The sequence below is a fragment of the Clostridia bacterium genome, assembly GCA_017394805.1.
Lineage (GTDB): Bacteria > Bacillota > Clostridia > Christensenellales > CAG-1252 > RUG14300.
This window is the reverse complement of sequence record JAFPXC010000007.1, coordinates 59731-77265: the sequence shown is the minus strand read 5'-3', so window position 1 is coordinate 77265 and position 17535 is coordinate 59731. Positions and strand designations below refer to the sequence as shown.

Here is a 17535-nt window from a genome sequence, read left to right as displayed (position 1 = left end):
ATAAACTCCACTTGTTTTCAACGAATTTGGAACGACGGCGTGGGGTACGTTGAGCGCGCATTCACCGCAAGGCACCGAAAAGCCGCCTTACACGATTTGTCTACAATATTTATCGGCAACGAGAAGACGGATAAGACTGCCTCTCCCCTTCGCCGTGTTTCACTTTCTTGTCAAATCCAAATTGTATGAGCGTATTTTCGCGGGGATTGCGATGATTGCAAGCGATACGTACAGGGGGTACGTTGAGCGCGCATTCACCGCAAGGCACCGAAAAGCCGCCTTACACGATTTGTCTACAATATTTATCGGCAACGAGAAGACGGATAAGACTCCCTCTCCCACTTCGCCGTGTTTCACTTTCTTGTCAAATCCAAATTGTATGAGCGTATTTTCGCGGGGATTGCGATGATTGCAAGCGATACGTACAGGGGGTACGTTGAGCGCGCATTCACCGCAAGGCACCGAAAAGCCGCCTTACAATTTGGATTTGAAAGAGCCGTCCGTATGGGCGGCAAATACCTTGCCGTATATCCAACTGCCTTTGACGGGGCCGTACTCGCTGCTGTCGCGGCTGACTCTACGGTTGTCGCCGAGTATATAATACTCCCCTTCGCCCAAGACGTGGTCGTAATCCACGGGGAAGTTGTAGAGCCCCGCGCGTTTCTCGATCGCGCCGTTGATTTTCAGCACGCCACCCTCGATCTGTACGTGGTCGCCGGGCACGCCGACGATGCGTTTGATGACCATTTTGTACGAATTTTCTATGGTCACCTCGTCGCCCGACTCGTCGTGCGTCTGACTCTTGCCGAAGAACGGCATGGCCGCAAAGAAATCGTCGAACGTCTTTTTGCGCGAGGAAGGACAGCGCTCGGTGTCGTCGTTGTCACCCGTATAGCGTCCCCAATCGAGGGCATAGTTGTTGTAGTCGGAGGGGAGATAGAGCACCACCACGTCCTCCCGTTCGTAGGTCTTGGCGTTTTTGCGCACATAGACGGTGTCGCCCGAAAAGAGGGTGGCCTCCATGGACGGACCCGAAATGCCTACGGGCGTCACCCAATAAAGTTGCACCAAAGCAACGGCGGTCAAGGCGAGCATGACCACCAAAATAATCTCTACGATGATAACGACCAATTTGCGCGGGCTGAACGAATCTTCCATATCAAGTCCACAGCATATTGTTGAGCAAAATGCCCTCGGCGTGCCGAATGCGAATCTTCTTCATATTGCTCCACCCGCTCATAGGCAACAAGGCAAAGTCACGGAAGTCGGCGGCCTCCAACCGAACGCGTTGCCACTCGGGCGAACCTTTGAGATAGACGCCCGCCGTGTAGTCGCGATATTGCCCGTTTTCCCACACCGTAATGACGATGGAGAAATGGCGCTCTTCGGTAGAATAGGCGGAAATGGTAAAGGAGCCCTCGGGATTGACGCGGCGGCGCTCACCCACGCAGAAGCTCACCAAATCGCCCTTGGTGGTATATAGACCGCCCACGCCGTTGGGGCTTTGGCCGAACCCGTACACCGACGAATCCAAGACGATGTCGTTCGTTTCGGCAAAGAACGCCGCGCCCATAGAGGTGTCGTACAACAGTTTGGACGGCGTCAGGCGGCGGCGGGGCATATCGTCGGGCAAGGGAATACGCAACATGGGAGAAGCAATCTCCACCCCGTCGCGGTAGCGCACGGACGCGTAGACGAAGAGCACCTTGTCCACGCCCGCCACGCGCACGTTGAACACGGCGTCGCCGTCCCCTTTCTTGGTCTGGCATTGCCAGGCGCGATAAGCGGAATCTTCCTCGTTGTAGGCGTAGTAAAGACTTTGCTCGGCGATGCGCTTCTCGGACACGTCCGAATTGACGGTAAAGCGCACGGCACCGTCGCCGAACTCGTAGGTGACGGTGGGATTTTTGGGCAATTCTTTGCGCTCGACGTAGCGCCCTTCTATCCAACGCCATATCGTGTACTCGGTGCTGTCCGATATCTGCGTGCAAAGGCGATTGGACACGACCGTCGCGCACATTTCGGGCACGGGCAACAGGTTGACCAAATCGTCCAACTTGTCCACCGCATGGCCTTTGTGATTGGCGGCGGTGACGACGAGCATGGGGCATACCGTGTATTTGGCATACGCCTGCGGAGACAAAGCGATGGCCCACTTCTGCGCGTTCTCGTCCTCTTGAATGGTGGTGGCCTCGTCTTCCTGCACGATGCCCGACCCTAACAGGCTGACGCCGCCGTAAATGCGGGCGTCCTTGGCGCACAAGGGCCACAGTATCTCGTTGGTCTGCTCCTCGGCGAAGGCGATGGGCATCACCTTGGGATAGAGCTGCAACACCAGCGAAACGAAGCGACATTGCATCTTCGTCCACAAAAGGACGGGGCTTGCCAAAGCTGAGGGCGTGCAGTTGTGCAAATTGTCCTTGGCGTTTTGGTATTTGCCGTATGCAAAACTGCCCTCGTATTGGGTGGCCGACTCCCCTTCGCCCGACAGGTCGACGTAGCCTACGGGGTAGCCCTTTTTGGCGATACGCATAACGTTGGGCATGGGGTCCACGTCGGGACGGGCCAGCATCAGGATAAACTTCTTGTTGGTCTTGGGACAATCCGCGGGGAACAGGATGCGGGCGTAGGCACGCACGAAGCCGTCCTCTTCGCTGAAAGCGTTGAAATACAACGACTTGACGACGATATCGTCTATCGTCTCGTTGGATACGAAACTGACGTCCAATTTACCTTCGGGATTAAACGATTGCCATAGCTGCGTGGGCGTCAAAAACTTGGATTCCATTGAACTATCTCCATTATAAAATTGCTTTGAGCAACTCGTCCTTGGTGACGGACAAGCCGTTGCATAAGGGCATGATTTCGTCCAAAGCGGCCGACAACTCGCCTTGGGGCACGTGGCTCGCCGCGTACAGGTACTTGGCGAAGGAAAGCTGGCGATCCTTGGCGATCTTCGGCTCGGACACTATCGAGCACAAAGCGTCGGCTATCTCCTCGGCGTAGGTGCCCGAAATGATGCAGTCGAAATCGAACCCGTAGATAATCGAGCCGCGCACGATATAACTGCGGGTGTCCACGTCGCCCATACGGCGACCGGGATTGAAGGTGCAGAAGTCCTGCATAAACTTGGCCAAAGCCGAGGCAAGCATCCCGAACTTGAAGACGGGGCCGGAGCCCAACTCCTCGTACAGCGTGTTGCCCTCGATAAAATCGAGCAAAATCTCGTTGTCGGCCATTTGCACCACCTTGGGCACGCGCATGGCTTTCAACCGCATCTCCCGCAACGTGTTGTATTGCATTTCGCACGCGGAAGACTTGGCGTACACCAAGAGGAAATGCTTGTTGCCCTGCCGCTCAACCAGTTGAAACTTGCACTTTTTGGAACGAATGCCGCTAATCTCTTTACATCCTACCATAATGACAACCTCCATTCTTTGGGCGAAGCACAGCGTCGCGTATCACTCCGCTCTATGCTCAATATAATTGTACCACGATAATATTATATTGTCAATAGGGGCGCGCAAATACGCGTGCGCACCAAAATCGGGCGCGGACACGTTGGTATATACCTCGGCGGTGAAAGCGCGCAAATACGCGTGCGCACCAAAATCGGGAACTCAGACGAATGTCGCGAGCACGCTCCACAAGACCACCGCGAGCACCGCCGCACCCGCCAGGGCGTAGCGCAGCCACTTCGGGCGGAGCAAGCAATAGGGCGAGACCAGCGCCACGGCCCCGTAATAGAGGGGCAACTGCCCCACGCCCACCGCACAGCGGAGATATCCCACCCCGCCTATCCGCACGACGGCGTCCGCCACGGCGACGAACGCGACGTCCAACAAGGTGAGCAAAATGCCGAACGAGGGGATAAAGGAAAGCCCCGCGAAAATCATAAGCACGGGATACAAGGCGCTCATAACGGGCACCAACAGGAAGTTGAGGGGTACCGCCAAGGCCGAAAACCCGCCGAAGAAATAGACGGTCATGGGCAACGTGGAGGCGGTGACCGCCAAATTGAGGGACAGCGCGTCACCCCATTTGCCCGGCACCTTGCGCAACAGCGCGCGAACGGGGGAATACAACAGGACGATGCCCGCAAACGCCGCGTAACTCAACAGAAAACTGACGTCGAACAGCCACAGGGGGTTGACCGTCAACAGTAGTAGCGCCGCCATCGCCAGCAAGCTGGGTTTGTCCCGATGGACGCCCAACGCCCGCGTCAGCGAAAAAGAAACCGCCACGATGGAGGCCCGCAGGACGGAGGGCGTGGCCGAGCAAAGCCAAGCGTACACGCCGAGAACGGCGCTCAACGCAAGCGTTTCGGCCCAAGCGGGCATACGGAAGCATTTGAAAAGCCACAGAAGCAACCCCGCCAATATGCCGACGTGCAGACCCGACACCGCCAAAAGATGCGCCGTGCCCGTGGCGCGGAAGCCCTCGAGCACCTCATCGGCCGCATAGGAAGAATCTCCCGTAAGAAAGGCGTAGGCAAACCCTGCCGTGCGGCCGCTCATATCGGCGCGAAGATTGCGATACAAGGCGGCGCGTACCTTTTCGGCGGCGGTTTGGCGGGGCGAATGGTCGACGATCTCGCACGTTTCGGCGCGGACGGTATGATAGACGCGGCGCACTTTGCAATGCATCGCGTACGAATCGTAGTAGCCGCCAGAAACGGGCGAAACGGCGCCTCGGACGGACGCGGTTTGACCGATTTCTATGGGTACGCCTACCACGTAATCGCTACCAAACGCGTCTGCGTAGACGTAGCCGAAAGGCGCGGAAGTTTGGCCATTCAGCGTGACGCGCACCCTCCCCTTGACGCGCTCGCCGCCCACCCGAACATCATCGAGCACGATGGCGGATACCTTGCCGTCTTCGTCCACGTCCGCCCCCGCTATGCGCCCCTCTACCATAGCGGACGAACGCGCGCCTATCGTCGCGTCGGCGACGACGAACGTGCGCACTACGGCCAATAGGGACAATAGTAGGCACACCAGGCAAAAGACGCCCACACCTCTCCTGCGCTTGGCAAAAACAGTCGCAAGGGTGATGGCGACGGCCGACGCCCCGATGAGAACCACGGCCAACCACCAAACGTCGGTGGATACGAACAAAAGCCCCGCCGTCATAGCCGCCAAACCCAAAGGAAGGGCGCGTAGATGGAAGACCTTGACATGGGGCAATTCGTATCGTTTCATCTTTGGTGCAAGTAAAAGTCGCTCGGAGGGCTATTCGAAGATCTTGTCGAGTTTCGTCCGCCACTCTTTTATGCGCGTTTCGTCGTAGGCACGGGGGATTTGTCCCGCGATCTTCTCCGCCTTGTTGCAGTCGGACAGCAACCCCGATAATTTCAGCAAAAGCCCCATACGTCTATACCCTTTTGCGGCCTTTTGCAGCAATTCGCCAAGTCCCAGGCGGATATTTTTGCCCGCCGCGCCGTCGTTGATATTCTTGTTGGACAGCACGCCGCTTTCAAACAGCCACCTGACGTCCGCGGGGTTCGCCGTGAGGAGCCACCGCTTCATCACGTCCACGCCGCAATGCTCGGCGCCGCAATGCAAATAGTAGCGCACTTGATAATGCCACAAGGCCTCTTTGCCGACGCTTTGGCGCTCCACCACGGTCTCGGCGAGGAAGCGCCCCGCCGCCATAGAGGCCGCCAAACCCGAGCCGAGCAAAGGAATGGTCATAAAAGCGCTGTCGCCCAACGCGGCGTAGCCGTCCGTCACCATCACCCACAGGGGGTGTCGAATGGGAATGCGGCACACCTTGCCGCCCGAAAGCAACTCGTCGCCCAATACGGGATTGTCCTCACGCAATTTGGTCAGCAGTTCGGCAAGCGTGGTCTCGTCCAACGCGCCCTGCCGACCGATGAGCACGTCCACCTCGTCCGAGCGCGGATCGGCTATGCACCAGCTGATGCCCTTGCCGCCCTCGTGCAATAGGTAGGCGCGATTGGTCTCGTGGTCGTCCACTTCCACGCCGTCCACGCGATTGTAAAAGGCGCGATAGGCGCAAAATACCTCGTCGGGCAAGGTATGCTTTTGAATGCCCGCCGAGTCGGGCAAAGCCGCGCGAAGGGCGCTATCCACGCCACAGTTGTCCACCACCAAGGCGTACTCCTCTCGCTTGCCGTCCACGATAAGACCTTTGACGGCGTCCCCCTCTACCCACAGCGCAACGGGCTGCTCGAACACGAAACGCGCACCCGCCTCTACGGCAAAGCGCATCACCCATTCGGCAAATTCGCGCCGCGACACCGAAACGTCGGTCGGCTCCGTCAGACCGCCGTAGACGTGCAAGTCCGACATTGGGGGCACGAACGTCCAGTTGCGCTTGGGATAGCGGATATTCTCGGGGGGCACACCCAGCCCCACCGTCTCAAACGACTCTATAGCGATATCGTCGTGCCATTCGTACGCCAACTCGGTCGCCTTGCGCTTCTCGTACACCGTGACGTCGTAGCCGTTTTGGGCCAAATAGTACGCACACACCATACCGCCGACGCCCGCGCCGGCTATCGCTATCTTTTTCATACCATACCTCCCTAGAAAATGCCGTAGTCACCGGGGGTGACGAACCACCCCGTGACGAGGGCCAGCACCAAGGGAATGACCACCTGATGCGCAATGACGATGAACAGAGTATGCCGCCCGACGAAACTGATGGGGCGGTGCCAAGCGCGGTCGAGCCGCGGCAACAGCGTGCGCTTGACGGGATAGAGCAAGGGCACCAACGCCGCGCCCCAAAATACGCGCGTGATAAAGGGTACGGCGAGCCACTTCGAGTAGTCCACCATCCCTTCCATATAGCCGAAGACGGGGAAACAATCGCCGGGGGTAAACAGGTAGGCGTTGCCCATCACGTCGCTGATGACGCAAAGCCACGCGGGCTCGTCCGGCCAAGCGCGCGCGTCGAGATAGAGCACGCCGAACAGGTAGAAAAACAGCCCCAACCCGAAAAAGACGTATATTTGCAGCAAGCGATGCCGCCGCACGACGCCGTAGACCAACGCCACCAGCATAGAGCACACCGCGAGCATATGCAATACGCCGAACCGAATGGCGATGCCCGTACCCACTCCCCAAGCCTCGGCCAACAACGTGCCACAGGTGAGAATGACGGCGCAAAGCCCTATTTTGGCGCTATGTACGTAGTTGTTGCGGCTGAAAGCCACGCTCATGCCGCACAAGAGGAAGAACCCCCACAACACCATGTCGTGTACCCACTCGCGGACGGGGTGATCCCAATAGAACCGACAAAACTCCACCATTTTGACGGCGGCGGCGTTGCCCGAACCAAGCCACGCCTCCCCGAACATATAGGGGTAGCCGATATCAAAAAAGGTGTGATCCATCACCATCAACAGAATGAACACACCTCGCAAAAAATCCAGTTCCCAAATGCGACGACGCTGAGGCGGTAGCAGACGCTTGTCGGGAATGGGCATCCCCTCGTACCAAACAGTCATACTACACTCCCGTCATATCCTTGGGTTTCTCCCTGCGGAACAAAAAACTGATGGGGTGCACCTTGTCATCCAAATAGACGTCGAAATGATCCTCGTACTCGTGCACCAAATGCGTGGGATTTTGCTGGCTGTAATAGATAAGCAGGGGACGGGACGCCACGGCGGACTCCTCGGCGGTGTCGGCGATGACGCGCGTTTTTTTCTTGCGCGCGTTGGGACGAGCGGCGGCCGAACGAATGGCGGCGGCCGAACCCGCGACCACGGTGCGCACTGGTTTCTTGCCGTACGAACGCACGAAAATGCACACCGAAACGCCGAAACACAAGGTAAGCCCCACGTAGAACAAAATCATATTGATGCTGACCACGCCGAAACTGAACGCGCCCAAGCCCACGAAGACCGAGCCCAAAATGAAATAGAAGAAAGGCACGTACAACCCGAAGTACACGATGGCGTTGGCTAAAACCTTGATGAGTTGCCAAATGACCGTGAAGACCACTTTGAGCACCACCACCGCGCCTACGCCCAATAAAAATTTGCTTGTACTCGACTTGTCCATATACGCCGCCTTAACTACTCGGCACGTCAGCGTGCCCGTATATAGTATTGTAGCACATTATCGCGCGGTTTACAAGAAAAAATTTTTATTACTTTATCCGCGAGCGTGCCTTGCCTCGCTCCGACGACCGTCAGAGCACGCGGCAGATCCAAGCGGAAACCACCGCGCCGAAGACCGTGCACAAGAGGGCGACGGGCAAGCCGTAGCGAAGGCGTTTATTTTTGACCGTGCCGAAATAGACGGCGGCCACGTAAAAGACGGTCTCGCTGCACCCCGTGAGGACGGCGGCCGTGCGGGCGACGTAGCTGTCCGCGCCGTAGTCCACGATGACTTGCTCCAAGACGGCCAACGAGCCCGAGCCCGACAGGGGCTTGACCAAGAGCAGTGGCGCCAATTCGGCGGGCACGCCCAACCAAGAGAAGAGGGGGGTGAGGAATTGACACAGTTTATCCTGCAATCCCGAAGCCGCAAAGAGGTGAATGACCACGAACACCGCCGCAAGATAGGGAAAAACGCCTGCCACCACCCGTAGGGCCTTGGACGCGCCCTTGACGAAACTGTCGAACAAGGGCACTTTGGCGAACAAGCCTACCACCGCCACCACCAACACCGTGACGGGCAAAATATAGTCGGCGATATTAACGGGTAAGAAGGCGGTTTGCACGGTTTTTGCGTGTACGTAGGGGTATTTTGCGCGCCACGAAGCGGCAAAGGAAGACCGCCGTTACGCCGAAGGCGGCGGTGAGCACGGAAGACAACAAGGACGGCAAGACGATAGAAGAAGCCTCTTTTGCACCGTGCGAAACCAACAAGGCCATAACGGTGGTGGGCAACAGTTGCACGGCGGTGACGTTGAGAATGAAGAAGAGGATCATATTGTCGGTGGCGACCTCTTCTCCCTTGGACATACTTTCGACGGCGGCGATGCCCAAGGGCGTGGCGGCGGCGCCCAGCCCTAAGAAGTTGGCCGTGAGATTGAGCCCGACGAGCGCCTGCGTGCGTTCGCTCTCCCCGCGGAAAAGACGCGACAGAAGGGGGCGGTACAACTTGGCCAAAAAGCGATCCGCGCCGCTGTCCTCGGCGATTTGGGAGACGCCCATCCACAAAGCGTACACCCCCGTCAAGCGGAGAGACAGGGACACGGCTGCCGCCGTGCCGTCCAACATAACGCCGAGAAGCGAAGAAGGCGAAGAAACGGCAAGGAGCACCACGCCCGCTATAAGAAGTATCGCAAACACCACGTTCATACTATGTCGTATGCGCCACGCCCTCGGGATATGCGGACGAGCCGTGCCAAAAGATGGTATGCAAAACGTGCCCGCACCGTCGCATACTGATAGCATACGGCGCCAAAGCCGCAAATAAAAAGGGAGGAATAGCGATGAAAACCACGAAAAGTAACGGCAAAAACACCAAAGGCACGACGAAAAGCACCAAAAAGTCGTGCGCCAAGTCCGCGGCGACCGATTGCGGTACGACCGACTGCGGCGACAGCAAAAAGAACTGCAAATAATCAAAAAACGGCTGAGAACTTTCTCAGCCGTTTCGCTTTTATACGGAGGTTTGCCTTTTCGTAGACTATGCAACCCGTCGACGACGGATTTCCAAAGGCTTCGCAGGGTTAGTCAAAGCGCCGCCTACGCGTACGCGTGCGTTTTACGCCCCGCGTCGCGGTATATCTCCGTAGACCGTGCGGCAAATATACTCGGCGTAGGCTCGGGCGACGTTGACGCCCGTCGTGCGCTCCATTCCGCCGAAGAAAGCGTTGGAATTGACCTCGCAAAGAAGATACTTCTCTCCGTCCTCGAGCAGGTCGATACCGCAGTAGTCAAGCCCCAACGCGTCCGCTATTTTGACGCATAATGTCGCCAAACGAGGGGGTACGTCATAGGGTTTTGCGGTACCGCCCAACTCCAGATTGGAGCGGAAATCCCCCGCCGAACGGCGCTCCATCGCACAGGCGACCGCGCCGCCTATCACCAAAACGCGCACGTCTTTGCCGCTCGACGCCGCCACGAACTCCTGGTAGAGGTGGGGCGTGCATTTGTACTTGGTCTCCAACGCCGCGAACTCCTCGCGGTCGTGCACCAACGACACGCCTTTGCCCAACGAGCCGTAACTCGTCTTGAATACGAAAGGATAGCCGAGCTCTTGCTCCACCCGTTCGTACAGCGAAAGGGGTATCTCGGCGGCCGCGTCGAAACACAACAATCCCGCCACGGTGCGCGGCATGGGAACGCCCTCCCCCGCCAACGCCACGGCGGTGGTCATCTTGTCGTCGCACAATTCGACGGCCTTGGCCGAATTGAACAGGCGAAGCCCCGTCTTCTCCAAAAGGTAAGAGAGATACTTATCTTTGTCAAGATAAATGCAAAAATCGTAGTCGGCGAAGGATGCGCCGCAGACCGCCCCGTCGCGGGATAGCACGGCGGAACAAACGGCGTTGGGCACGACGTCCGCCTCGACGCCCAAAAGCGCCAACTCCTCCCGAAGTCGGCGAGTCTGGTAGAGATAGCTGTCTATCCGCATATAGGCGTTGATGAGAATAAGCGCGCGTTTCATAACACTCTCCGTCGCATAACAAGTTATATACAGTATATCACATTCGGCCTACCATTTCAACCGTCAGACGAGCAAAGACAGAATGCCCAACGCCACGGCGATGGTGGGTACCGACAGTAGCAGTCCGTACCGAATGAACTCGCGGAAGCCGTATCGCACGTCGTGCGTGCGGGTGAGATCGGTGAACATGATGCCCGCCAGCGCGCCGATGGGCGTGAGGAATGCGCCCACGTTGCTACCCACGATAGAGGCGAAGACGGCCTCGCGCAAGGCGGCGCCCGAAAGCGCCTTGGGCAACCCCGCGAACAGCATACTCATAGGAATATTGTTGATGAGGTTGGCAGCAAGGTAGGACGCCCCGCCATACGCCCAAACGGGCGCTTTTTCGCCCAATACGGCGGTGATACGCGCCGAGATGCCTTGGGTATCCAGACACACCACGATGACGAACATGGACAAGACGAAGGGCACGAGTTGCCAAGGCAAGCGGACGAGCGTCCGTCCGAGGGAACGCCAGCCCCTGCGCGTGACGAGCCGTATGATCACCGTGCACACGAGAAGGGAGCCTGCGGCGCATACGGCGATGAGCCACATGGGCACCTGCACGTAGCCCGACACCACCAGCATCACCAAGCACGCGACCATGTGCACGAGCCCCACGATGAGGTCGGGCTTGCTGTCGATGCGGTAATCGTCCACGTGTATCGTCAACGGGCGTTTGAGTTTGGGCAAAAACAGCAAGAGTATCAGGCCCATTTGCACCACGCCCGCCGCCAAAGTAGGCAAAGCCATCACTTTGAAATAGTCCACGAACCCCACGCCCCACGAGGTGGCCAAATAGATGTTGGTGGGATTGCCGATGACGAGCATCATCGACCAAGTGTTGGCGGCGGCAAATTCGCCGACGAGATAGGGAATGGGATCAGCCTCGGTATTCTTGCAAAAGAAGCAAATAAAGGGCGTCAGGGTGAGAATGACGACGTCGTTGGACGTGAACACGGTGAGGACAGCCGCCAACGCGTACAGGGACGAAAACAGCGCGAATTGATTGGCGCGGGCGAGGCGCACGGCCTTCGCCGCCAAATAACGGAAAAATCCCGCTTCGTCCAACAGCACGGACAAAAACGTCATAGCGAAAAAGAGCGCCAAAATCTTGAGCGGATTGACGTCTCCCTCCATGGTAAGCATACGCCACACGTCCCCCGCGTCCACCAAACGACACGAGAGCAGGACGACGGCGCCCAGCATAGCGACCATCCAATAGGTGCCCAAACGCACCTTGCCCACCTTGATCGTGGGCAAGAAAAGAATGGACGCCATGAGAATAACGAATGTGACAAGGGCGATAACCCCCGACGCTATCATAATATCTCGGAGGCTTTTAGACGGAAAACCTCCGCGAAAATGCGACGTTGCGGTCTATACGACCGACTGCAACAAAAAAGTGGGGAAAAACCCCACTTCTTTGTTGAGATAAATCCAATTACTTGAGCTCGATCTCGGCACCGATGGCTTTGAGTTGCTCGGCGATCTTGTCGGCCTCTTCTTTGGCGATGTTCTCTTTGACGTCTTTGGGCGCGTTGTCGACCAAGGCTTTGGCTTCGCCGAGAGGCAAACCGGTGATTTCACGCACGGTTTTGACGACTTGCAATTTGTTGGGACCAGCGGCCTTGAGGACCACGGTGAACTCGGTCTTCTCTTCTTGGGCGGGAGCAGCGGTACCACCGACAGCGGGGGCAGCAGCGACAGCCACGGGGGCAGCGGCGGAAACGCCGAATTCTTCTTCCAATGCTTTGACGAGGTTGTTGAGCTCGAGCACGGTCATACCTTTGATTTCTTCGATCATTTTGTTGATGTCAGCCATTTTTATATCCTCCAATTATTCTCTTAAATTTTGTTGCGTTGCAACCGAAGTTGCCAAGTTTATGCTTCCTGTTTGTCGGCGATAGCCTTGAGGGCGATAGCCAAACCTCCGATGGTACCGTTGAGTACGCGCACGAAGCCCGTGATGGGGGCTTGCAGCATACCGAGTACCTTTGCGACCAAAACTTCTTTCGAGGGAAGTTCGGACAGCTCTTTGACTCCGTTCGCGTCGATGGCCACGTGGTCCACCATACCGCTCTTGACGGCGATCTTGCCGAATTTTGCCGAATACTCGCACAAAATCTTGGCAGGGGCGACTGCGTCTTGATGACCGAAAGCAACCGCGGTGGGGCCTTCCAGATCTTTGTCAAACTCGGTGTAGCCTAATTCGTTGAGCGCAATGCGAACCAAACGGTTCTTCAACACTTTGTACTCCACGCCGGCCTCGCGCAATTTGGCACGCAGTTCGGTGTCTTGGGCGGCGGTCAAACCTTGGTAGCTCATCAGCACGAGAGATTGGGCGCCTTGAATCTTCTCTTTGATCTCGTCGATAACGACTCTCTTTGCGCTCAAAATGGATTCCGATGCTTTCGATGCCATGATTTACCTCCTATTTTGATACCACGAGCCGAAGCCGTGGTGATAATAAATATCCTCTTGCCCACACAAAGACAAGAGGATAGTAAGAACGTAATAGAATTAACATTCACCTCGGTAAGCGAATTTTGAGGCCAAGGGCCGCTTACTGTCTTTGTATGAACGATGCTATTGTAACAGCAAACACCTCGGGTGTCAACTGTTTTTTGTTACTTGGCGTAAGAAACTTTGATGCCGGGGCCCATAGTGGAGGCAACCGCGATGGACTTGAGGTAGGTACCTTTGGCCGCTGCGGGTTTCGCCTTGACGATGGCGTCCATAATGGTCTCGAAGTTCTCGATGAGTTTGTCCGCGCCGAAACTCACTTTGCCGAAGGGCACGTGAATGATGGCGGCCTTGTCCAAACGATACTCGACTTTACCGGCCTTGATATCGTGGATAGCCTTGGTGACGTCTTGGGTGACCGTGCCGCTCTTGGGGTTGGGCATCAAGCCTTTGGGGCCGAGCAAACGAGCGATACGACCGACCAAACCCATCATGTCGGGCGTGGTGATACAGGCGTCGAAATCGAACCAATTCTCTTTTTGGATCTTGGTGATGAGTTCTTCCGCACCGACGTAGTCGGCACCGGCGGCTTGGGCCTCGTCGGCCTTGACGCCTTTGGCGAACACCAACACGCGCACCTTTTTACCGGTACCGTTGGGCAACACGCACACGCCACGGACTTGTTGGTCGGCGTGACGGGGGTCGACGCCCAAACGAACGTGCAACTCCAAGGACTCGTCGAACTTGGCGCTGGCGGCCTCGACGGCCAAACGAATGGCCTCGGCGTAGTCGTACACTTTGCCGTTTTCTACTTTGGCGGAAGCTTCCTTAAATCTCTTGCTAACTTTCATACGGCTCCTCCTTAGTCTACGACGACGATGCCCATCGAACGGGCGGTACCTGCGATCATGCTGCACGCGGCTTCCAAGCTACCTGCGTTGAGATCGGGCATTTTCATTTTGGCGATTTCTTCCACTTGCGCTTTGGTGATATTGGCCACCTTGGTCTTGTTGGGCACCGCACTACCCTTCTCGATGCCGCACGCTTTGAGGATGAGCACGGGGGCGGGGGGCGTCTTCAAGACGAAGCTGAAGCTACGGTCGGCGTAGATGGTCATCACGACGGGGATCACCAAACCCACGTTCTTCGCGGTCTTCTCGTTGAACTCTTTGACGAAGCCGGGAATGTTGATGCCGTGGGGGCCAAGGGTGCTACCGACGGGGGGACCCGGGGTTGCTTTGCCGGCCGGCAGTTGTAATTTGACGATTGCACTGATTTTCTTTGCCATAGTCTACCTCCTATTTGCAAATAATGGTACGAACGAAAAGCATAGAAAGATTTACTTTTCTCCCAAACGGCGGAATCCGCCGTATATAACGATATTAGGCGCGCTCTACCTGGTTGAACTCCAGCTTGATGGGCGTGGGCTTGCCGAACAGAGGCAAAACGACCTCGACGACGCCCGCTTCGGCGTCGATCTTGCTCACTTCGCCATGGTAGCCCTCGAACGCACCGTTGATGATCTTGATTTGATCCCCGACGTTGATGCCCAAGTCTTCCGCTTTGACCTTCTCCAAGCCCATGCGGCGCACTTCGGCGTCCGTCAAGGCCTCGGGATAACCGCCCGCGCCCACGAAACCCGTGACGCCGCGGATCTTGGTGACCTTGTAATACACGTGGGGGGAGTAAATCATCTTGATGAAGGCATAGGTGGGGAACCGCTTCTTCATCACCACTTTGCGCTTGCCGTTGGTCTCCACGACTTCCTCTTCCTCAAGCACTTTGACGTCGAAAATCTGGTCTTGCAAACCGTTGTTCTCGACCATCTTGAGGATGTTGTCGCGCACGCTCAACTCACTCGAAGCGCTGGTGTGGATGATGTACCAACACACTTTGTCATCGACTTTAGTAGGGTCCATACACGCTCCTTAGGCGCTTTGACCGCCCGTCAACAATTTGAACAAAGCGGTAAGCCCCGCATCGAATGCACCGATGACCACCAAGAAAAACAGCACGACGACCAACACGACGCCGGTCTGCGCCATTACCTTGCCGAAAGTGGGCCAGGAAACCTTTTTCAATTCGGAAATGATGCCCTTGCAACCGGAGCCGATGCGCTTGAAGAAAGCCACGAACTTGTTGTCTTTCTTGGCGTTCTTGTCCGATTTGGCATTGGTGTTCTTTGCCATAGATTCCTCCGTTTACTTTGCTTCTTTGTGCAAGGTGTGCTTCCTGCAGAAAGGACAATATTTGTTGAACTCCAAACGATCGGGAGAATTCTTCTTGTTCTTTTTGGTATTGTAATTGCGTTGTTTGCACTCGCTGCAAGCCAACGTAATACGAGTACGAGCCTCTTTCGCTGCCATAATCAAACTCCTTGAAAAAATTACACCCCTTTGCGAGGTGCTAATCTACTATAGCATTCTTGCAGAGAGGTGTCAACGATTTTGCGCTATTTTGTTGTAATTTTTTACTTTTTTACCCGTTTATATGGGTTTTTGCCCCACTTGACGACCGTGCGCCGTCAATATCTTGTGGTAAAAATCCTATTTCAAACCCAACGAAGCGCGGATTTCGGCCAATCTCGCACCCACTTCCGAGCGGAAACGGCGATAGTCCTTGCCGGGATTGCCGAAGGCAATGGGTTGATAGACGCTCACGTCGTCCTTGGCCACGCCCGAGCGAATGGAGAAGCCTTGCTCCACGCCCTCGGTGAAGATGGACAGCACGAAACGACGGGAGAAGCTGGTGCAGAACATCAAAAATCCCGCGAAGCCCAGCACGCCGCCCAAGCCGAAGAAGACGTATTTGAGCCAAGCCATATCCTCGAAGACGGACCAGTCGGCCAAGAATTGCGGCAGCATAAAGGCCACGAACACGCCCGCGCAAACGGCCATAAACAAAATGCTCAAAATCAATTTGATTACGCGCACGTGCGAGAACTTGCCGGTGGAGATGCCCGCTACTTTGGTGATGGGCAACTCGGTGTGGAGGGACGCCTCCACCAAGAATCGGCGATTGGTGAGATACACCCTGCCGCCAAGGCCTTTGCCTTGGAGCGCGCGGTACATAGACACCACCTGCTCCCCGTCCGCCAAGCGGAAGGTGCCGGCATAGCCGTCTTTTTCCTTGCGCATCAAACGCGTGTTATAATCGGGTTGCACGATGGGTGCGGCCGCAGCCACCGCTACGGTGGGGGCGGGCGCTTCGGCAACGGCGCTTGCTGTTTCTTTCATGGTTTTTACCTCAACGCTTTCTTCGGTCGTTACGCCGACCGCTTCCGCCGCCGTTTCGACGGCCTCTTCTGCCGAGTCCACCTCGACTTCCTCTGCCGCGGGGACTTCGTACGCGACTTCCTCTACCGCAGGCACGTCTTCCACGGGGGCTTCCTCCGAGGACGTCTCCGCCTCGGGCTCCGCCACGACGTCTTCCAACGGAAGTTCCTCTACCGCCGAATCGGGGTCGTACGCTTCCTCTCCGTATGCTTCTTCCACCGCTTCCTCGACCGCTTCTGGTACGGGCGTTTCCTCGACCGCTTCGGGCACGTCTTGCGGCGTCTCCTCTACGGGGATATCCAAATCGGGCACGTCCGCGTCGACAACCGCCGATGCTTCGTCGGCGGCATCGGGACCGTCATAGGTGGGCACGGAAGCCGACACGTCTGCGGCAGCCGCTTTACACGCCTCGTTTTCGAAAGCATTTGAAGAAAGGAACGTGTTCAACTCGTCCATTTCGCCGGACAAATCGACAAGGGCTTTTTTCTTCTTCGCCATTATATTTCCTCCTATATTTTACCGTTTGAACGGTTTGTTACAATATCGAGCGAACCGCCCGCCATACGTCCTCGGCCACGTCGGCCTTGGGGCGATTGCAGTCCACTTTGACCACGACGTCGTCCGCCCACACCGAGAAGGCTTCCTCGTAGCGTTCGAGCACCTTGCGCTGGTAGGCGACGGTCTCGTAGATTTCCTTGAAATTGCGGTGTTGAAGCCGTTGCTCCATCACGGCGAGGGGCAGGTTGAGATAGACCACCAGGTCGGGCTTGAGCAAATCGTGCGCCGCTCGGTTGACGTCGGACACCCAGTCCACGCCTTCGGAGGCGCAGTTGTAGGCGATGGAACTGTAGAGATAGCGATCGCACACCACGACGTAGCCCTCGCGGACCATATCCAATAGGCCGCCCGCCTTTTGGATATGGTCCAGCCTATCCGCCAAAAACAGCGCGGCGATGGTGCGCTCGGACGCCGCAAGCTCCCCTTTGAGGTAGCGCCGAAGCAACGTGCCGATGGCGCCGTCCGTAGGCTCCGCCGTGCGCGCCGCCTTGTAGCCCTCTTTGTCGAGCCGTTCGGCGAGCAACGCCACGTGGCTGGACTTGCCGCTGCCGTCTATTCCTTCCAAAACGATCAATTTGCCTTTTTCCATGAAGCCTCTTTAC

Annotated in this window: 20 protein-coding genes and 1 other annotated feature; all 20 genes read right to left on the bottom strand. The window is 56.7% G+C overall.

What is annotated here, in order from left to right:
* Positions 1–474: 474 nt before the first annotated feature.
* The 20 genes from lepB to tmk all read right to left on the bottom strand — a co-directional run bounded on the left by lepB (position 475) and on the right by tmk (position 17522).
* Positions 475–1158 carry a signal peptidase I gene (lepB, locus tag II896_01725; protein ID MBQ4443365.1) on the bottom strand — a complete coding sequence of 228 codons (684 nt, stop codon included), beginning with the start codon at positions 1156–1158 and terminating at the stop codon, positions 475–477.
* A 1-nt stretch (position 1159) separates the two neighbouring features.
* The gene (locus II896_01720) at positions 1160–2788 is read right to left on the bottom strand and encodes a hypothetical protein (GenBank protein MBQ4443364.1); all 1629 of its coding nucleotides are present in this window, start codon (positions 2786–2788) and stop codon (positions 1160–1162) included.
* A 13-nt stretch (positions 2789–2801) separates the two neighbouring features.
* Positions 2802–3419, bottom strand: a complete 618-nt coding sequence (locus II896_01715) for a hypothetical protein (protein ID MBQ4443363.1) — start codon at positions 3417–3419, stop codon at positions 2802–2804.
* A 201-nt stretch (positions 3420–3620) separates the two neighbouring features.
* Positions 3621–5201 carry a ComEC/Rec2 family competence protein gene (locus II896_01710; protein MBQ4443362.1) on the bottom strand — a complete coding sequence of 527 codons (1581 nt, stop codon included), beginning with the start codon at positions 5199–5201 and terminating at the stop codon, positions 3621–3623.
* Positions 5202–5231: 30 nt separating this feature from the next.
* On the bottom strand, positions 5232–6539 hold the full coding sequence (locus II896_01705; protein MBQ4443361.1) for an NAD(P)/FAD-dependent oxidoreductase: 1308 nt from the start codon (positions 6537–6539) through the stop codon (positions 5232–5234).
* Positions 6540–6550: 11 nt separating this feature from the next.
* A complete protein-coding gene (locus II896_01700) occupies positions 6551–7474 on the bottom strand; it encodes a DUF1624 domain-containing protein (GenBank protein MBQ4443360.1) in 924 nt (307 codons plus the stop codon).
* 1 nt (position 7475) lies between these two features.
* The gene (locus II896_01695) at positions 7476–8033 is read right to left on the bottom strand and encodes a hypothetical protein (GenBank protein ID MBQ4443359.1); all 558 of its coding nucleotides are present in this window, start codon (positions 8031–8033) and stop codon (positions 7476–7478) included.
* A 130-nt stretch (positions 8034–8163) separates the two neighbouring features.
* Positions 8164–8697: a spore maturation protein gene (locus tag II896_01690; protein MBQ4443358.1), complete on the bottom strand. Its 534-nt coding sequence runs from the start codon at positions 8695–8697 to the stop codon at positions 8164–8166.
* Positions 8672–9280: a hypothetical protein gene (locus II896_01685; protein MBQ4443357.1), complete on the bottom strand. Its 609-nt coding sequence runs from the start codon at positions 9278–9280 to the stop codon at positions 8672–8674. The genes II896_01690 and II896_01685 overlap by 26 nt, the downstream gene beginning before the upstream one ends.
* Before the next feature lie 409 nt (positions 9281–9689).
* On the bottom strand, positions 9690–10595 hold the full coding sequence (locus II896_01680; protein ID MBQ4443356.1) for a RimK family alpha-L-glutamate ligase: 906 nt from the start codon (positions 10593–10595) through the stop codon (positions 9690–9692).
* A gap of 63 nt (positions 10596–10658) precedes the next feature.
* Complete coding sequence (locus tag II896_01675; protein MBQ4443355.1) at positions 10659–11915, bottom strand: hypothetical protein; 1257 nt, start codon at positions 11913–11915, stop codon at positions 10659–10661.
* A 163-nt stretch (positions 11916–12078) separates the two neighbouring features.
* Positions 12079–12459, bottom strand: a complete 381-nt coding sequence (rplL, locus tag II896_01670) for a 50S ribosomal protein L7/L12 (protein ID MBQ4443354.1) — start codon at positions 12457–12459, stop codon at positions 12079–12081.
* A 59-nt stretch (positions 12460–12518) separates the two neighbouring features.
* Positions 12519–13058 carry a 50S ribosomal protein L10 gene (locus II896_01665; GenBank protein ID MBQ4443353.1) on the bottom strand — a complete coding sequence of 180 codons (540 nt, stop codon included), beginning with the start codon at positions 13056–13058 and terminating at the stop codon, positions 12519–12521.
* Positions 13059–13096: 38 nt separating this feature from the next.
* Positions 13097–13231, bottom strand: a sequence feature (ribosomal protein L10 leader region).
* 33 nt (positions 13232–13264) lie between these two features.
* Positions 13265–13951, bottom strand: a complete 687-nt coding sequence (gene rplA, locus II896_01660) for a 50S ribosomal protein L1 (protein MBQ4443352.1) — start codon at positions 13949–13951, stop codon at positions 13265–13267.
* Between the two features lie 11 nt (positions 13952–13962).
* The gene (gene rplK / locus II896_01655; protein MBQ4443351.1) at positions 13963–14388 is read right to left on the bottom strand and encodes a 50S ribosomal protein L11; all 426 of its coding nucleotides are present in this window, start codon (positions 14386–14388) and stop codon (positions 13963–13965) included.
* A gap of 94 nt (positions 14389–14482) precedes the next feature.
* Positions 14483–15019: a transcription termination/antitermination factor NusG gene (gene nusG, locus II896_01650; GenBank protein MBQ4443350.1), complete on the bottom strand. Its 537-nt coding sequence runs from the start codon at positions 15017–15019 to the stop codon at positions 14483–14485.
* 9 nt (positions 15020–15028) lie between these two features.
* Positions 15029–15289, bottom strand: a complete 261-nt coding sequence (secE, locus tag II896_01645) for a preprotein translocase subunit SecE (GenBank protein ID MBQ4443349.1) — start codon at positions 15287–15289, stop codon at positions 15029–15031.
* 12 nt (positions 15290–15301) lie between these two features.
* Positions 15302–15466, bottom strand: coding sequence for a 50S ribosomal protein L33 (gene rpmG / locus II896_01640; GenBank protein ID MBQ4443348.1), 165 nt, complete (start codon positions 15464–15466; stop codon positions 15302–15304).
* A gap of 180 nt (positions 15467–15646) precedes the next feature.
* On the bottom strand, positions 15647–16873 hold the full coding sequence (locus II896_01635; protein MBQ4443347.1) for a hypothetical protein: 1227 nt from the start codon (positions 16871–16873) through the stop codon (positions 15647–15649).
* Between the two features lie 37 nt (positions 16874–16910).
* Complete coding sequence (tmk, locus tag II896_01630) at positions 16911–17522, bottom strand: dTMP kinase (protein ID MBQ4443346.1); 612 nt, start codon at positions 17520–17522, stop codon at positions 16911–16913.
* Between the last annotated feature and the right edge of the window lie 13 nt (positions 17523–17535).

Bases quoted from the DNA above. Each gene is read 5' to 3' on its own strand.
- II896_01685 (MBQ4443357.1), bottom strand. From the start codon at position 9,280: ATGAACGTGGTGTTTGCGATACTTCTTATAGCGGGCGTGGTGCTCCTT.
- II896_01675 (MBQ4443355.1), bottom strand. From the start codon at position 11,915: ATGGCGTCCATTCTTTTCTTGCCCACGATCAAGGTGGGCAAGGTGCGT.
- II896_01700 (MBQ4443360.1), bottom strand. From the start codon at position 7,474: ATGACTGTTTGGTACGAGGGGATGCCCATTCCCGACAAGCGTCTGCTA.
- II896_01705 (MBQ4443361.1), bottom strand. From the start codon at position 6,539: ATGAAAAAGATAGCGATAGCCGGCGCGGGCGTCGGCGGTATGGTGTGT.
- rpmG (MBQ4443348.1), bottom strand. From the start codon at position 15,466: ATGGCAGCGAAAGAGGCTCGTACTCGTATTACGTTGGCTTGCAGCGAG.
- II896_01710 (MBQ4443362.1), bottom strand. From the start codon at position 5,201: ATGAAACGATACGAATTGCCCCATGTCAAGGTCTTCCATCTACGCGCC.
- tmk (MBQ4443346.1), bottom strand. From the start codon at position 17,522: ATGGAAAAAGGCAAATTGATCGTTTTGGAAGGAATAGACGGCAGCGGC.
- rplA (MBQ4443352.1), bottom strand. From the start codon at position 13,951: ATGAAAGTTAGCAAGAGATTTAAGGAAGCTTCCGCCAAAGTAGAAAAC.
- nusG (MBQ4443350.1), bottom strand. From the start codon at position 15,019: ATGGACCCTACTAAAGTCGATGACAAAGTGTGTTGGTACATCATCCAC.
- II896_01665 (MBQ4443353.1), bottom strand. From the start codon at position 13,058: ATGGCATCGAAAGCATCGGAATCCATTTTGAGCGCAAAGAGAGTCGTT.
- II896_01695 (MBQ4443359.1), bottom strand. From the start codon at position 8,033: ATGGACAAGTCGAGTACAAGCAAATTTTTATTGGGCGTAGGCGCGGTG.
- II896_01720 (MBQ4443364.1), bottom strand. From the start codon at position 2,788: ATGGAATCCAAGTTTTTGACGCCCACGCAGCTATGGCAATCGTTTAAT.
- rplL (MBQ4443354.1), bottom strand. From the start codon at position 12,459: ATGGCTGACATCAACAAAATGATCGAAGAAATCAAAGGTATGACCGTG.
- II896_01635 (MBQ4443347.1), bottom strand. From the start codon at position 16,873: ATGGCGAAGAAGAAAAAAGCCCTTGTCGATTTGTCCGGCGAAATGGAC.
- rplK (MBQ4443351.1), bottom strand. From the start codon at position 14,388: ATGGCAAAGAAAATCAGTGCAATCGTCAAATTACAACTGCCGGCCGGC.
- secE (MBQ4443349.1), bottom strand. From the start codon at position 15,289: ATGGCAAAGAACACCAATGCCAAATCGGACAAGAACGCCAAGAAAGAC.
- II896_01680 (MBQ4443356.1), bottom strand. From the start codon at position 10,595: ATGAAACGCGCGCTTATTCTCATCAACGCCTATATGCGGATAGACAGC.
- lepB (MBQ4443365.1), bottom strand. From the start codon at position 1,158: ATGGAAGATTCGTTCAGCCCGCGCAAATTGGTCGTTATCATCGTAGAG.
- II896_01715 (MBQ4443363.1), bottom strand. From the start codon at position 3,419: ATGGTAGGATGTAAAGAGATTAGCGGCATTCGTTCCAAAAAGTGCAAG.